Origin of the sequence: Nitrosovibrio sp. Nv4 (assembly GCF_900215485.1) — a bacterium.
GTDB lineage: Bacteria > Pseudomonadota > Gammaproteobacteria > Burkholderiales > Nitrosomonadaceae > Nitrosospira.
Genome location: NZ_OCMZ01000002.1, coordinates 719,663 through 734,412, shown reverse-complemented (window position 1 = coordinate 734,412; position 14,750 = coordinate 719,663). Strand labels below are relative to the sequence as shown.

The following is a 14,750-nucleotide window of genomic DNA, read 5'->3' as shown; positions in this document are numbered from 1 at the left end:
CGCGAAGTTGCTGTTGTTGCATGTTTTCATATCGCTGCATGAACGAAAACGGGGATAGCGGGATATTGGGTTCCCGCGCGTCGCGCGGGAGTGGCGCTAATGAGGGAATGAAATGCTGAAGATATTGATCGCGAACATCCTTGCAGTAAGCCTGGCAGTAATTTCCCCGATTGGTGTTGCCGCCTCCGGAAGCGGCAAAGGTGAGATAGTCACAACGGCCTCGGAGCAGCAGGAGGTCGCCGTTACGATCTACAATGATAACCTCGCATTGGTGAAAGACTCACGCAGAGTCGGACTGGGAGCCGGTTTCAATAAACTGGCGTGGCGTGAGGTCTCCGCTCAGATGCAGCCCGAAACAGCACAATTGCGCAATCTGACCCATGCGGATGGGTTCCGTTTGCAGGAGCAGAACTTTGATTTCGACCTCTTGACCCCCCAGACATTGCTGGATAAATATCTTGGCAAGGAAGTGATGGTCATTCGCGTGAATCCCGCGACGGGCAAGGAAACCACGGAAGCGGCCACAGTGCTTGCCACAAATAATGGCGCCATACTCAAATATGCTGATCGGATCGAGAGCGGCATACCGGGCGAGGGCCGCCTGGCATTTCGTGGTGTACCCGAAAATTTGCGCGACAAGCCGACCCTTGTTGTCTCGCTCATTACGCCCGTGTCGGGCGAACAGAATCTCGAACTTTCCTATTTGACCACGGGGCTGTCGTGGCGCGCCGATTACGTTGCGGAACTGAATGAGCACGACGACCACCTCGATTTGAATGGCTGGGTTACATTGACTAACCAGAGTGGAGCAACCTATCCGGACGCAAGGCTGCAACTGGTTGCCGGGGATTTGAACAGAGTGCGTCAGCAGCAGCCTGTATCGCGCAAGGTGATGGGTATGTCACAAATGGCCGAAGCGATGGACATGAAGCAGGAAGTCCTGTTCGAATACCATCTTTATACGCTGCAGCGCCCTGCGTCATTGGCAGAGAATCAAACCAAGCAGGTAGCGCTGATGTCAGCCACCAATGTGCCAGTCAGGAAGGAATTTTTGCTGATCGGTGCGGATTATTATTACTCGGGCCGGTACGACGACATAGGCCGGAAGCTGAAAGTGGCAGTATTTGTCGAATTCATGAATAAGGGTGCCGGCCTGGGCATTCCGCTACCCAAGGGAATAACCCGGGTTTACAAGAAGGACGGGATGGGTAATGCTCAATTTGTGGGGGAAGATCAGATTGATCACACTCCCGCGAATGAAGCCGTTCGTCTGAAACTGGGGAATGCGTTCGATGTGACCGCTGAGAAAAAGCAGACGGATTTTAAAAGCTTGGACGGTGAAAAGCGCTACAGCAGCATCTACGAAACCGCCCATCAGATCGTATTGAAGAATGCAAAGAAACAACCGGTCGTAGTGACGGTGCGGGAACCAGTGCCGGGTGACTGGACGATGGTATCAGAGTCGCAACCTCATACCAAAGTTGCGTCCGGGGTGGCGGAATGGCAAGTCTCGATCCCCGCCGACGGGAAGACCACGTTGAGTTATCGCGTACGCGTCAAATATAAGGACAGGAACTAGCAGCCTGTCGATTCTTCAAGTCCGACAGGCCGCCAGGGAGGCACGAATCGAGTTTCAGTCACCGAACCGATATGAGGCCATGACGGTGTTCCATACAGTATCTATAAACATCCGGCGGCCTCTATCTTCTCCTGCCGCGCCCGCCACTACCATGAGGGGGATCAGGTGATCTTCCCGGGGGTGGGCCAAACGGGCTGCAGGCGCTTTTTCCCAGTTTTGCAGCCGCTCATTTCGAACCTGCACGTCAGCTTCTGAAATGGTTTCATTGAGCCACGCTTCAAACTGCTCGGAAACCGGTTTCGCTTGATCGCCTCCAAAGCCACGCATATTGTGATACGAGAGGCCGCTGCCCATAATCAACACGCCCTCGTCACGCAGTGGCAACAGCACTTGCCCAAGACGTATGTGCTCTAGCGGGTCATAGTTTGATTTCATCGAAAGCGTAACCACGGGAATATCAGCGTCCGGATACATCAGTACCAGCGGTGTAAAGGTCCCATGATCGAAACCTCGCGTGGGATCTTCTTTGCAATTGATCCCGGATTGGCTGAGGAGGGCGCGTATCCGGCCTGCCAAGGCAGGAGAACCGGGCGCCGGATAGCTGATATGGTAGGTATGCTCCGGGAAACCGGAATAGTCGTATACCATCGGCGGATGCTCGGAAGTAGCCACCGTGAACTGGGGCTCTTCCCAGTGGCCCGAAACCACCAGAATTGCGTCAGGTTTGAAGGGTAGCGTTTCAGGAATTCTGCTGAACTCGACGGCTGTTTTCGCAAACAGTTTTTTCATTTCCTGGATATACGGCCACGGCCCGCCCCCATGCGATATGAATAACGCGGGCAATCTGGATTTGCTCATGCTGATCTTTATGAAATTTGCCGTTGGAAGGCGAAAAGCCCTCGCGCCTGGCGAGGCGCGCACTTTGGTTATTCCGAATTGGAATAACTGGAATTAAAATCGAAGCCCGAAATGGAGCCCGAAGACTCCGTTCGGTTGTTGCTATTATTCGGCGGCGGTTACGTTAATTTTCTTGGGCTGGACAGCTTCGCGCTTGGGAATGACGATTTCCAATACGCCATGATTCGATTTTGCCGATATCGCGTCGGGATTGGCAGTGTCCGGCAAGCTGAAACGCCTGTGGAAAGAACCATAGGTACGTTCCACCCGCTTATAGCCTTCTTTCTCTGTTTTTGCTTCGGTTCTCTTTTCACCCTTGATGGTCAGTACTCCGTCTTCCATCGTGATGTCAATTTCTTCAGGTTTAACGCCTGGGAGATCAGCCTCAATAAGGAATTTATCAGGTTCTTCCTTGATATCGACCGCCGGTGCCCATTCTGCGGTAGCGGCTGATCCCTCGCCGTTCCCGCCCTCGCGTGCACGGTCCAGTTCCCTATGTAATTGATGTAATAAACTCCACGGTTCGTAACGAGCAATAGCCATAATACCTCCATATGATTTTAAGGTTGACCTGCCAATGCTGAGGTATTCAAATCAGCACTCTGTAATCAATATAGGTTCATTTGCCTATTTTTCAACCGTGATTCTTATTCTTTTCGGAATGCGTATCGGCGAGAGAATCTAATAGAGTTGTAAAACAGGAGAAATGGCGGACTTGATCCACCGGGACCGGATTGGAAAACAGATGGGGAAGGAAAGAGTAGCGGAGCCTCTGCTTTATCTATGCCAGCGGCAACTCGCCGCTACGGATTCCGATAGTTGCAATGTTCTCCACAGCTTTGACATAACTGGCCGTTTCATGGAGTTTTATGATTGAATCGGGGTTTGGTCGTCCGCGCATGCGCGCAAGACGGATAACGCTGATGGCGGGGATATCCCATCGTAATTCCGCCAGCAATTTATCCGCACCAGTCGGATTGTTGCATACCAGCACCATGTCGCAACCTGCATTTAACGCATTTTCCGCCCTCTGCAACATGCTGCCGGCAACTGCGGCGCCTTCCATACTCAAGTCGTCGCTGAAAATGCAGCCCTCGAATCCGAGTTCGCGGCGCAGAATCCTTTTCAGCCAGACTTCGGAAAAACCCGCGGGATGCGTATCGACTCTGGGATAAATGACATGGGCTGGCATAATGCCCGTGAGCCCGAAATCGATAATTTTGCGAAATGAAATCAAGTCGTTCATTTCGATTTCTGCATAAGGTCGTTCGTCTACAGGCATTTCAAAATGGGAGTCGGCCTGGATATAGCCATGTCCTGGGAAGTGTTTTCCCACTGCCGCCATCCCCGCTGATTTCAGGCCGGAGATAAGGCTGCGAGCCAGATCGATAATAGCTTGCGGACTACCATGAAAAGCCCGATCGCCGATGACACAGCTCTGCCCGTAATCCATGTCCAATACCGGCGTAAAACTGAAATCCACGCCTGCGGCCCGTAGTTCCGACGCGAGCACATAACCCATCTGCTGCGCCAGGTGGCGAGCCTGGCCGGGGTGCTCATCCCAGATCCTGCCCAGTTCGCGCATGGGAGCCAGCCTTGTAAACTCTTCCCGGAAACGCTGCACTCTTCCACCTTCATGATCGACCGCAATCAATAGCGGCGGTGCTCGGAGCCCGTGAATCTCGGTGGTCAGCTCCGTAAGTTGCCTGAGTGACGAGTAATTGCGGGTGAACAGAATCACCCCTCCCACTAGCGGGTGCCGGAGTTTTTTCCTATCACCGGCAGTAAGTTGCGTGCCTTGGATGTCGAGCATGATGGGCCCGAGCGACATTAATTCACCTCCATAAATTTGAAGTTCCGGATAACCTCATTTGCCGACTGCGGGGAGAAAGGTAACGACGGGATTCCACTGAGACGGATGCCGGCAAAGAAGTTTTAACTCGCCGTATATATGCATATGTTTACGCACAGGAAACAAATTCTTGGGGACGCACCACATCTATATCCAGAGAAAATTTTTATGGTGCTCGCTATTTTTCCAGAATCACAAAAGCACAAGCAAGATTCAGCTCATCGCTGATGGAAAGATGATGGCCTGTAATACCTTCGTTTATGACAAGCGCACTCAATGCGGGGTGAAATGTAAAGTATGGTTTGCCCAGATGATCATGTGTTATTCCAATGTGGTTCAGGCTTACCGGATAACGCATACCCGTCCCAAATGCTTTCGCAAGCGCTTCCTTGGCGGCAAAACGCTTGGCCAGAAACATGGCAGGCTGTCCGCTGCCGATATATTCAGGCCATTCCTCATCAGCCAGTAATCGTCTGGCAAAGCGCTCCCCATATTTTTCCAGCAAACGTGCAATACGGGATGGATCAACCAGATCGGTTCCAATTCCGTAAATCATTCGCGCGCTTCCAGCATCAATCTTTTCATTTGCTTTACGGCCTGTTCAAAGCCGATAAACAGTGCGTGGGCTACAATTGCATGCCCGATGTTCAGCTCCGATATATCGGTTATCGCTGCTATCGGTTGGACATTGCGGTAATGCAATCCGTGCCCGGCATTGACCCTCAATCCCAGGCCGATGCCTTGCATTACTGCTGCGCGAATTCGCTCCAGCTCATTTTGTTCCTCACTCGCAGTGCGTGCGTCGGCATAGTGGCCGGTATGAACCTCGATAGCTGGCGTGCCGGTCTGCGCCGCGGCGTCTATCTGGGCTTGGTCGGCATCAATGAACAGAGATACCCGGATGTCAGCCTCAGCCAGTCTGCGGCAAGCACGCTGTACCTGTTCGAAATAGCGCACCACATCAAGCCCTCCTTCGGTAGTCAATTCCTCTCGCCGTTCGGGCACCAGACAAACATCGTGAGGTCTGATACGCAGCGCAAACTCCACCATCTCGTCAGTGACGGCGCTTTCCAGATTCATGCGGGTTTTAAGCAGATTTCGCAGGATTTCGACGTCCCTGTCCTGTATGTGACGGCGATCTTCGCGCAAATGCAGTGTAATAGCATCCGCCCCGGCGGATTCCGCAATCAGTGCTGCCTCGATAGGGTTAGGATATGTCGTACCACGTGCCTGCCGTAAGGTGGCAACATGATCTATATTGACGCCCAGTCTGATCATAGTTGTTGCATCTCTTTAGTAATTAGGGAGAGTGTATCCGGTTGTTGGCGAGATAGATAAACAGCAATGCAGCACATCAGCGTTTTCTGCCGCCCGCGTCTGCGGTGATGGCTGATTTCCGGCTGATTGAGGGCTAAAATGAAACGGCTGCTCAAAACGCACCGCCGCATACCCATGCTACATAGCGCTGTACAACTCAAGGATGGAAGTTTAATCGTTTTGATTGTTCAGGTCACCGCAGGTGCGTAAAAACAGCGGCAGCCCGGTTCGCGGCAGGCTCCGCAGATGCATTTAATTTATATATTTTATATTCGGCACCGATCTGCTATCGGCTTGGGCCGAGCGGCTTTTTTCTGTTTTCTGATAGAAGAACGGCAATCTACATGATCTTGTGCCGTAGGATCCCCATTCCAAGCGGTAACAACCCTGCTCCCGAGCTGAAACCGGTGGATCAGGTTGGGCTGCGGGTTTTCAGTTCGATAGAAGAGTCCCAGTTACCGGGAAAGCGGTATCCTTGAAGATCCATGGATAAATAGGGGAAAAAAGAGAAAATGTCGGACTCGCGCGTTTTCTTCGCAGCTGAGCGCACGCTTCTGGCGTGGGTGCGTACAGGACTTACCCTGATGGCGCTCGGTTTTGTCGTTGCCAGGTTTGGCCTGTTTCTGAATCTCCTGACGGCGTCATTAGCAGATTCCGGTGCGGCTGTCACGAATGCCCACTCCGCGCATTGGCCCTCCGGTGTGCTTGGGACCATTCTTGTACTCACAGGCTCCGCAACAACGCTGGTTGCTCTACATAATCATCGAATTTACCTGCGCTCGCTCCCACCTGAGGATATACCCCGGTTGACCAAACCATGGCTTACCTCGTTTCTATCTTTATCGGTTGTCACAATTGGAGTTTTGCTTGCGGTATACCTGGTATTTTCATGAAGCTTATCTATAAGCCGTCGCCTTATCCGTTCTGCCTTTCTATGTTACTCAACGCACAGATGCGGCAAGTAAAAAGGAAAATGATATCAGCGTGATCTGCTTATGAAGAGGAGGGCGCCATGAACAGCATAGCTTCCTGGATCGCGTATATTGTAATACTGGTCGCTGGTTTGGGGGTCTTGGGAATAGGTTGGGTATGAATTGCAGTTTCAGCTGTAAAGCCGGAAGGGGCGATTGCTACTTCCGGTATTGCGTTGATGGAAGGAGATAAAGATGAATCAATATTTAACAAATGTGTCTCGGGTTAATTGGATACTCGGGGGTATCGCGCTTGGCGCCCTTACAATGTTTCTGCTGGACCCCGATAAAGGGAACCGGCGCCGCGCATTGGCGAGGGACAAGATGTACAGCGCGGCAGTCAGAACCCGCAAACGCGTGGACGCGAAGTCGCGTGACCTCGCCAACCGCGCAAAAGGGCTCCGTGCCGAAGCAAGCCACTTGATGTCCGAGCTGGACAAGGAAGCTTGATAACTGTCGAATAGTCAGCCTGATAGGGTTCGGGTTGAGGTCTGCGAATTTATCCATATGGTCCAGGCAGCCGCAATCAGGAAAGCAAGCTCCATCAATATGATGAAGTATCATAATTGTTGAAGGTCTTTCAGTAATTGCCGTGTGTGTAGCGGTTGGTCGCCAAGATAATGGTTCAGTATGTAGCGCATTAGCGTTTTGCTTTGTTGCCGGGTCAAGGTATCCGAGTAATCGCCCTGTTCCATGTCCAGAAGGGTGCTGCCTCGGATTGGCAGGCCATGGTGGCGGTTACCATTATCGACTTCCACGGGACCGCGTTCGATTTCGTAAGAGTAATCCTTATTCGAGTCGATGGGTTTACCGGACGCAACGTCTTGATTGAGTGTCAGCGCATAACCCAGTTCCTGCAGCAGGCGCTGCTCGAAGCGGCGCAGTATGGGAATGTAATCCGTCTGCATGCTCAATGCTGCCAATGCTTCCTGATAGTAAACGAATAATTGCTCATGGGGATCGTTGCGGTGCAATAGCCGGATCAGCAGTTCATTCAGATAAAAACCGCAGATCAGGCCCGTGCCCTGCAACGATCTCTGGCCGCCCTGCCATTCCGCCTTGTACAGCGTGCGTAATTCGGATTTACCTCCCCAGCTGAGTTGCAATGGTTGAAATGCCAGCAACAGGCCTCTCAACGCGGATTTGGGACGCTTGGCTCCTTTCGCGACGAGCGCGATCCGGCCGAAGTTGCGGGTGAAGGCTTCAACTACAAGGCTGGTTTCGAGGTAGGGGTAGGTGTGCAGCACGAATGCGGCCTGTGCGTCTTGTCGCTGTTTATCCGCAATCATTGTTTGTGCGAACGTTTACTCGTATCCGAGGTTTCTCAATACCCGCGCATCGTCAGCCCAGCCGCTTTTCACTTTCACCCAGACGTTGAGATATACTTTGCCGCCAAAATTTTCTTCCATATCTTTGCGTGCCGTTGTGGCGATCAGCTTGAGTTTTTCTCCACCTTTGCCGATGACGATGGCTTTCTGATTGGCTTTGTCTACAATGATGGAAGCATGAATTTTGCGCAGTTCACCTTCCATTGAGAATTGATCGATTACGACGCTGGTGGAATAGGGAATTTCTTCACCCAGTAGCCGAAACAACTTTTCGCGAACCAGCTCAGCGGCAATAAAGCGCTCGTCGCGATCGGTGACCTCATCTTCGGTAAACAATGGCGGATTTTGCGGCAGATATGGCCGTACCGCACGTATCAGGTCCGCTATCTGTGTTCCCTGCTCGGCGCTTATCGGAACGATTGCAGCAAAAGCAAATTCCTTTGCCATTTTTTCGAGAAAGGGAAGCAAGCGGGATTTTTCCGCGAGATGGTCCACTTTGTTGACAGCGAGAATCACCGGTCGGTCCGCAGGTAGAAGATTTACGACCAGCTTGTCGCGATCATCAAAATGCATGGCCTCAACAACAAATATCACCGCGTCGACATCGCGCATGCTCTGGGTAACCATGCGATTCATCTCGCTGTTCAGGCGGTTTGTATGCTGCGTCTGAAAACCGGGTGTGTCGACAAAAATAAACTGGGATTTTTCGTCGGTGAGAATGCCATTGATGCGATGTCGAGTCGTCTGCGATTTCCTTGAGGTAATACTGATTTTCTGCCCGACCAGCTTGTTGAGCAGCGTGGATTTGCCGACATTGGGCCGCCCTACGATGGCAACATAGCCGCAACGATGGTCGGGGGCGCCTGAGGCGTTGGAATCAGCGGTCATGGACGCAGCTATCCGCACGTACAAAAAGGGAATCCCGCCTGGGGAAACCGGAAGAGGCCTGAGGCATTGATTGGCCTATCCCCAACCTGCTAGTCTTGTGGATGAAGTTGTTCATAGGCTCGCTTTGCTGCCTCCTGCTCAGCGCTGCGCCGGGAGGCGCCTTCCCCCACAGTGCGGATATCGGGCTTGGAAATCATGCATTCCACCTTGAATTGCTGTTGATGAGCTTCGCCACTGGTGGCGATAACAGAGTATTGCGGGAGTGCCAGCCTGTGGCTCTGCAGGTATTCCTGCAGAAGGGTTTTGGGATCTTTGCCATGAGTTCGCGCATCCCAATCTTGCAGAGCGTGAGCGAAAAGGGCCGCGACCACTTTCTCGGCTTGTGCAAAACCTCCGTCGAGATAGATCGCCCCCAGCACGGCCTCCAGCGTATCAGCAAGAATCGAGGGACGCCGATCCCCGCCGCTTTTGATTTCTCCGTCACCAAATCTGATCAGCTTGCCCAGGTCGAGCATCTGCGCCAAATCAGCCAGCGACTGTTGATTGACCAAGTTGGCCCGAACCCGAGATAAGCTGCCTTCGGTAAGGTCGGGAAAATGCCGGAATATCAGTCCGGCTACTGCACAGTTGAGCACGCTGTCACCCAGAAACTCAAGGCGCTCGTTGTGCGGGAGACTGTGGCTGCGATGAGTGAGTGCCTGGTGCAGCAGTTTCGGTTGGTTAAAGGTGTAGCCAAGCTTCCGGCAAAGTGCTTCACTGTCCATATCCTGATAAGTAGAACCCTATATGCAGCTTCCCAATTTTCAGCTTCCTTGCTTTGTCAGCTTCCTTTGTGCTTTCCCCGGTTATATTCCGCGTCGTCCAACTGCTTCCTGCTTTGTCTGTTTCAAGAGACCGTTTTTTTCTGCATATCAGCTCTTGCTTCAGCATTTTCTATTTGCCAACGCTACTCGATGGACAATCCAATTCGTGTGAGATCACTGAAATTCCACCAGATCATGAAGGCTTTGCCCACAATATTACGCTCTGGCACAAAGCCCCAGTAGCGGCTATCGCTGCTGCTGTCCCGATTGTCGCCCATTGTAAAGTAGTTGCCGTCAGGTACCTTGCAGGTGAACCCACTGTCATTGTAGGTGCAGTTGTCGCGGAAGGGAAACGGACGGACGCCGGCAAGCTGTATGTCGGGAACCTCCGGATTGATGAGGGTTTTATAGCCATGATCTCCCAGCGATTCGGTAAAGCGGCGGCTATAAATATAATTCAGCCCGGACTCCACATAAGTATATTCCCCATTCGGCTCCATTTTTACGGGAGCACCATTGATAATCAAATGCTTATCATGGTACGTGACAGTATCTCCCGGTACGCCGATGACCCGTTTGATGTAATCCATCGAAGGGTTTTCGGGATAACGAAACACCATGACTTCGCCACGCTGGGGCTCTTTTATGTCCATTATTTTGAGGTTTATGACCGGCAGACGGATACCATAAGTGTATTTGTTCACCAGGATAAAATCCCCGACCAACAGGGTCGGAATCATTGAGCCCGAAGGGATTTTGAAAGGTTCCACCAGGAATGAACGCAGGCAGAAAACGACGAGTATCACCGGGAAAAAACTTTTTGGGTACTCCACCCACCATGGTCCCTGGGCTTCCGGCGCACGGCGACGCTCCAGTACGAAGCGATCAAGTAACGCGATACCACCGGTTATTACCAGCAGTATCAGCATAATGAGCGGAAAATTCATTCCTGTTCCTTATTCTTTTAGTAGAAGATGCCCCGCGCCTTTCACCGAACTGACGCAAACCTGCCTATCGGCAACGTGGTTTTTCGATACAGGCAGAGCTATTGTTTGTCTACTTGTCACCGACCTGAAGAATCGCAAGGAAAGCTTCCTGCGGAATCTCTACGTTGCCGACTTGCTTCATTCGTTTTTTTCCTGCCTTCTGTTTTTCCAAAAGCTTGCGCTTACGGCTGATATCACCACCGTAGCACTTGGCGAGTACATTCTTGCGCAGGGCTTTAATGCTCTCTCTGGCAATAATATGCGAGCCGATGGCGGCTTGCACTGCAATATCGAACATTTGCCGGGGAATCAACTCGCGCATTTTTTGTGCAAGTTCCCGCCCGCGGTACTGGCTGCTTCCCCGATGCACAATCAGAGACAGTGCATCCACTTTCTCGCCATTGATAAGAATGTCCAGCTTGACCAGATCGGAACCCCGGAATTCCTTGAACTCGTAATCAAGCGAAGCATAGCCACGGCTGGTGGATTTCAATTTGTCAAAAAAATCCATAACGACTTCGTTGAGCGGGATTTCATAGGTCAGCATCACCTGCCTGCCCATGTATTGCATATTTTTCTGGACGCCGCGCTTATTTATGCACAGTGTAATGACTGATCCGACATATTCCTGTGGAACCAGGATAGTAGCAGTAATGATCGGCTCGCGAATTTCCTCTACCTTTGAAGGATCAGGCAGTCTTGACGGATTCTCGATTTCAACTATTGAACCGTCGCGCATCACTATCTGATACACCACCGTTGGGGCGGTGGTAATGAGATCCATGCCATATTCCCGCTCGAGTCGCTCCTGCACGATATCGAGGTGCAAAAGACCGAGAAAACCGCAGCGAAAACCAAATCCCAAGGCTTGGGACGTCTCCGGCTCATACTGTAATGAGGAATCGTTGAGTTTCAGTTTTTCGAGTGCATCGCGCAAGGCATCGTACTGATTGGACTCCACCGGATAGAGTCCTGCAAACACCTGGGGTTTTATTTCCTTGAAGCCGAGCAGCGGTTGTAGCGCCGGACGATCCACCAATGTTACCGTATCACCAACTTTAGCGGATTTCAGTTCCTTGATACCGGAAATGATGAAGCCGACTTCACCCGCGCTGAGCGATTCGCGGTTCTTTGACTTGGGTGTAAAAACGCCCACCTGCTCGCACAGGTGGATGGCCTTGCTGGCCATGAGCAATATTCTGTCTCTCGGTTTGAGCGCGCCATCCAGTACCCGTACCAGCATTACTACGCCGACATAGTTGTCAAACCAGGAATCGATAATCAAGGCTTTTAGCGGCGCGGCAGGATCTCCCTTCGGCGGCGGAATACGCGAAATGACCGCTTCCACAATATCCTGTACGCCTTCGCCAGTCTTGGCGCTCGCACGCAAGGCCTCCTGTGCGTCTATGCCGATGATATCTTCTATTTCTTTAATGACCCGTTCCGGTTCGGCAGCGGGCAAATCAATCTTGTTCAATACCGGCACTACTTCCACACCCTGTTCAATGGCCGTGTAGCAATTGGCCACGGTCTGGGCTTCGACCCCTTGAGAAGCATCCACCACCAGGAGCGCGCCTTCACAGGCAGCCAGCGAACGCGATACTTCGTAGGAAAAATCGACGTGGCCGGGCGTATCGATGAGATTCAGCAAATAAGTATTGCCGTCGCGCGACTTATACTCCAGAGCGGCCGTCTGCGCCTTGATGGTAATACCGCGCTCGCGCTCCAGGTCCATGGAATCCAGCACCTGTGCTTCCATCTCACGGTCGGAAAGGCCGCCGCACAAATGGATAATGCGATCCGCCAGGGTGGATTTACCATGGTCGATGTGGGCAATGATGGAAAAATTACGAATGTGCTGCATCAGTTGTCCGGGAATGGGGACGGATAAAATCAAAGAGGATGGTGAGCGGGCTGGCACCGGAACAACTAAAAAGGGCACACGTGTGCCCTCTTGAAAGCTTGGTCACTCCAAGTTCCGCGAGACCCGGCGACCCTGTTTATTCAAGAATTCGCATTCTAGCGAATTTCGGCAAAATAAGCATCCAGCGCTGGTTGTTTCATCAGACAGGTCAGGAGAATTATTGCAAAAGCGACATGAAGCAAACATGACCTCACTTGAAAATGGGGTGCGCGAAATCTGCTCGCTCACCCATCGCAATCATCCCGCGAACTGGGGGAATATTCTGGCTACCGCAATAGGATCGAAATGATAATGACATATTTCCTCCCCTTCCGCTACCAGTACCGGAACTCGTTCACCATAACGCGAACGTAGATCACTATCGCTATCCACATCTATTACGTCGAGGCGAAAAGGAAGCCGCCCCCGCAATTCCTGCAGGGCGGCAATCATATCCTCACAAAGATGGCAATGCTCCCGGCCGTATACAACCAGCGTGAGAGGAGGGCGATCGGGATCAGGGGTAGCCATGTTATTTATTCTCGCCATTCATTTTCATCGTTATGAAAGTCGCGGTGTCGCCACGCCTTACCAGCAGCGCGATATTGCGACCTTTCGGGGTTTTATTAAGCAACTGGTTGAATTGCTCGACGGTTTTGACGTCCTGGTTGTTAATGCTGAGAATCACGTCGCCTGGACGGACGCCCGCACGGCTCGCTATGCCCGGTACCATATCTTCCACCAGAAGACCGCTGTCGGTTTCCAGTTGTTTCTTCTGTTCGGCGTTGAGCTCGCTCAGACTTAGCCCGATACGGTTCGAGGTATCGGGTGCTTTGCCCCGTTTACCGCCGCGGCCTACAGGTGTTTCGTCCGGCGGAATTTCGTCCACGGTCACCGTCATTTCCTTGGTGGCGCCGTTTCGCCAAACCTGTACCGGTACCTTCGAGCCTGGTTTGGTTGCGCCTACCATGCGGGGCAGATCACCCGCCGCGGTCACGGCTTTGCCGTCATACTTCATAATGACGTCCCTGGGCTCGATACCCGCTTTCTCCGCAGGACCGTCTTTTTGGACTGAAGCAACCAGCGCACCGCTGGGTTTGGGTAGTCCGAAGGATTCCGCGAGTTCTTTTGTAACCTCCTGAATCAATACACCTATTCTGCCACGGCTCACCTTGCCTGTAGCGATCAACTGGGTAGAAATATTCGTGGCCACGTCGATAGGGATGGCAAATGACAAACCCATGAAGCCACCGGTACGACTGTAAATTTGTGAATTGATGCCGACTACTTCACCTTTCATGTTAAACAGGGGACCACCGGAATTGCCGGGATTGATAGCTACGTCGGTCTGAATGAAAGGAACAAAATTTTCCTGTGCCAGAGAGCGCCCCTTGGCGCTGACAATACCGGCAGTCACGCTATTTTCAAAACCGAAGGGCGAGCCGATCGCTATCACCCATTCGCCAACCCGCAGTTTGGCTGGATCGCCTTGAGTCACCTTTGGCAAACCATTGGCTTCGATTTTGAGGAGCGCGATGTCGGTTCTGCGGTCGGCACCGATCAGCTTGGCGCGAAACTCGCGCTTGTCGGTGAGCTTTACGTTAATTTCATCGGCGGAATCCACCAGATGGGCGTTTGTCAGAATATAGCCATCGGAGCTTATGACGAAGCCTGAACCCAGCGATTTTGACTCGAAATCTCTTGGATTACCGTGAGGTTGCATGTGCCGACGAAAAAATTCGAAAAAGGGATCGTCCTCCGGGATATTCGGCATGCCCGGGAAAGCCGGGGTTCCCATGCTGGGCGCTTGTACAGTACTGATATTCACTACAGCCGGACCTTCTCTTTCAACCAGGTCGGTAAAATCGGGTAAATCCTGAGCTTGGGCGAAGACGGTCGTGGATAGTCCAAATAGCGCCATCAGAACAAGTTTATTTATCATTCTCTGTCTTCCATTGGAATAAAAATGAAAAAAGCCGTCCGCTTGACCTGATCAAGCGAACTTGCCAACGTATTCATACCGAATCGCCTGACGCGTTGGTATGAGGTCCTAGCTGATTCAACTCAAACGTTTCGGATTGAGATGTTTTTTCATCATTGTCTGACTATTTGTTTCGCATACATATTATCCAAGCCTGATGCGAAGTTATCTGAACAAATGCCCGTGACAGGGTATTTCCCGAAGGCATTGCCCAAACGTATCACAATACCGCTCTTGCGGAATAC

At 51.9% G+C, this 14,750-nt stretch carries 15 protein-coding genes; 3 read left to right on the top strand and 12 right to left on the bottom strand.

Translation table 11 applies throughout. From position 1 onward, the window contains the following. The first annotated feature begins 112 nt into the window (after nucleotides 1-112). A complete protein-coding gene (locus CRO05_RS11605; RefSeq protein ID WP_097067327.1) occupies nucleotides 113-1,579 on the top strand; it encodes a DUF4139 domain-containing protein in 1,467 nt (488 codons plus the stop codon). A 54-nt stretch (nucleotides 1,580-1,633) separates the two neighbouring features. On the opposite strand, the gene CRO05_RS11600 is transcribed toward CRO05_RS11605, so the two are convergent. The 5 genes from CRO05_RS11600 to pdxJ form a co-directional block, all read right to left on the bottom strand. After that, nucleotides 1,634-2,437 carry a class III extradiol ring-cleavage dioxygenase gene (locus CRO05_RS11600; protein WP_097067952.1) on the bottom strand — a complete coding sequence of 268 codons (804 nt, stop codon included), beginning with the start codon at nucleotides 2,435-2,437 and terminating at the stop codon, nucleotides 1,634-1,636. Nucleotides 2,438-2,581: 144 nt separating this feature from the next. Beyond that, a complete protein-coding gene (locus CRO05_RS11595; RefSeq protein WP_097067326.1) occupies nucleotides 2,582-3,019 on the bottom strand; it encodes an Hsp20/alpha crystallin family protein in 438 nt (145 codons plus the stop codon). 238 nt (nucleotides 3,020-3,257) lie between these two features. Beyond that, nucleotides 3,258-4,307, bottom strand: coding sequence for a beta-N-acetylhexosaminidase (nagZ, locus tag CRO05_RS11590; RefSeq protein ID WP_097067325.1), 1,050 nt, complete (start codon nucleotides 4,305-4,307; stop codon nucleotides 3,258-3,260). Nucleotides 4,308-4,506: 199 nt separating this feature from the next. Next, nucleotides 4,507-4,884 (bottom strand): holo-ACP synthase, encoded by a 378-nt coding sequence (acpS, locus tag CRO05_RS11585; RefSeq protein ID WP_097067324.1) that lies wholly within the window; start codon nucleotides 4,882-4,884, stop codon nucleotides 4,507-4,509. Continuing rightward, the gene (gene pdxJ, locus CRO05_RS11580) at nucleotides 4,881-5,606 is read right to left on the bottom strand and encodes a pyridoxine 5'-phosphate synthase (RefSeq protein ID WP_097067323.1); all 726 of its coding nucleotides are present in this window, start codon (nucleotides 5,604-5,606) and stop codon (nucleotides 4,881-4,883) included. The genes acpS and pdxJ overlap by 4 nt, the downstream gene beginning before the upstream one ends. 551 nt (nucleotides 5,607-6,157) lie before the next feature. On the opposite strand from pdxJ, the gene CRO05_RS11575 reads away from it, so the two are divergent. Both CRO05_RS11575 and CRO05_RS11570 read left to right on the top strand, forming a co-directional pair. After that, nucleotides 6,158-6,538, top strand: coding sequence for a YidH family protein (locus CRO05_RS11575; protein ID WP_097067322.1), 381 nt, complete (start codon nucleotides 6,158-6,160; stop codon nucleotides 6,536-6,538). Nucleotides 6,539-6,811: 273 nt separating this feature from the next. Further along, nucleotides 6,812-7,066, top strand: coding sequence for a hypothetical protein (locus CRO05_RS11570; protein WP_097067321.1), 255 nt, complete (start codon nucleotides 6,812-6,814; stop codon nucleotides 7,064-7,066). A gap of 110 nt (nucleotides 7,067-7,176) precedes the next feature. Here CRO05_RS11570 and recO read toward each other — a convergent pair whose 3' ends face one another. The 7 genes from recO to CRO05_RS11535 form a co-directional block, all read right to left on the bottom strand. Continuing rightward, complete coding sequence (gene recO / locus CRO05_RS11565; RefSeq protein WP_097067320.1) at nucleotides 7,177-7,905, bottom strand: DNA repair protein RecO; 729 nt, start codon at nucleotides 7,903-7,905, stop codon at nucleotides 7,177-7,179. Between the two features lie 15 nt (nucleotides 7,906-7,920). Then, on the bottom strand, nucleotides 7,921-8,832 hold the full coding sequence (era, locus tag CRO05_RS11560) for a GTPase Era (protein WP_097067319.1): 912 nt from the start codon (nucleotides 8,830-8,832) through the stop codon (nucleotides 7,921-7,923). A gap of 89 nt (nucleotides 8,833-8,921) precedes the next feature. Further along, a complete protein-coding gene (gene rnc, locus CRO05_RS11555; RefSeq protein WP_097067318.1) occupies nucleotides 8,922-9,596 on the bottom strand; it encodes a ribonuclease III in 675 nt (224 codons plus the stop codon). A gap of 182 nt (nucleotides 9,597-9,778) precedes the next feature. Then, nucleotides 9,779-10,582: a signal peptidase I gene (gene lepB, locus CRO05_RS11550; protein WP_097067317.1), complete on the bottom strand. Its 804-nt coding sequence runs from the start codon at nucleotides 10,580-10,582 to the stop codon at nucleotides 9,779-9,781. Between the two features lie 109 nt (nucleotides 10,583-10,691). Then, entirely contained in the window at nucleotides 10,692-12,488 is a 1,797-nt protein-coding gene (gene lepA / locus CRO05_RS11545; protein WP_181319835.1) for a translation elongation factor 4, read from the bottom strand. Nucleotides 12,489-12,782: 294 nt separating this feature from the next. Continuing rightward, the gene (locus CRO05_RS11540) at nucleotides 12,783-13,073 is read right to left on the bottom strand and encodes a glutaredoxin family protein (RefSeq protein WP_235001416.1); all 291 of its coding nucleotides are present in this window, start codon (nucleotides 13,071-13,073) and stop codon (nucleotides 12,783-12,785) included. Beyond that, the gene (locus CRO05_RS11535) at nucleotides 13,057-14,466 is read right to left on the bottom strand and encodes a DegQ family serine endoprotease (RefSeq protein WP_097067314.1); all 1,410 of its coding nucleotides are present in this window, start codon (nucleotides 14,464-14,466) and stop codon (nucleotides 13,057-13,059) included. The genes CRO05_RS11540 and CRO05_RS11535 overlap by 17 nt, the downstream gene beginning before the upstream one ends. Between the last annotated feature and the right edge of the window lie 284 nt (nucleotides 14,467-14,750).

Excerpts from the sequence above, each read along its gene's own strand:
- pdxJ (WP_097067323.1), bottom strand. The coding sequence starts at position 5,606 with ATGATCAGACTGGGCGTCAATATAGATCATGTTGCCACCTTACGGCAG.
- CRO05_RS11605 (WP_097067327.1), top strand. The coding sequence starts at position 113 with ATGCTGAAGATATTGATCGCGAACATCCTTGCAGTAAGCCTGGCAGTA.
- era (WP_097067319.1), bottom strand. The coding sequence starts at position 8,832 with ATGACCGCTGATTCCAACGCCTCAGGCGCCCCCGACCATCGTTGCGGC.
- nagZ (WP_097067325.1), bottom strand. The coding sequence starts at position 4,307 with ATGTCGCTCGGGCCCATCATGCTCGACATCCAAGGCACGCAACTTACT.
- recO (WP_097067320.1), bottom strand. The coding sequence starts at position 7,905 with ATGATTGCGGATAAACAGCGACAAGACGCACAGGCCGCATTCGTGCTG.
- lepB (WP_097067317.1), bottom strand. The coding sequence starts at position 10,582 with ATGAATTTTCCGCTCATTATGCTGATACTGCTGGTAATAACCGGTGGT.
- CRO05_RS11595 (WP_097067326.1), bottom strand. The coding sequence starts at position 3,019 with ATGGCTATTGCTCGTTACGAACCGTGGAGTTTATTACATCAATTACAT.
- rnc (WP_097067318.1), bottom strand. The coding sequence starts at position 9,596 with ATGGACAGTGAAGCACTTTGCCGGAAGCTTGGCTACACCTTTAACCAA.
- CRO05_RS11540 (WP_235001416.1), bottom strand. The coding sequence starts at position 13,073 with ATGGCGAGAATAAATAACATGGCTACCCCTGATCCCGATCGCCCTCCT.
- CRO05_RS11575 (WP_097067322.1), top strand. The coding sequence starts at position 6,158 with ATGTCGGACTCGCGCGTTTTCTTCGCAGCTGAGCGCACGCTTCTGGCG.
- CRO05_RS11535 (WP_097067314.1), bottom strand. The coding sequence starts at position 14,466 with ATGATAAATAAACTTGTTCTGATGGCGCTATTTGGACTATCCACGACC.
- CRO05_RS11570 (WP_097067321.1), top strand. The coding sequence starts at position 6,812 with ATGAATCAATATTTAACAAATGTGTCTCGGGTTAATTGGATACTCGGG.
- acpS (WP_097067324.1), bottom strand. The coding sequence starts at position 4,884 with ATGATTTACGGAATTGGAACCGATCTGGTTGATCCATCCCGTATTGCA.
- CRO05_RS11600 (WP_097067952.1), bottom strand. The coding sequence starts at position 2,437 with ATGAGCAAATCCAGATTGCCCGCGTTATTCATATCGCATGGGGGCGGG.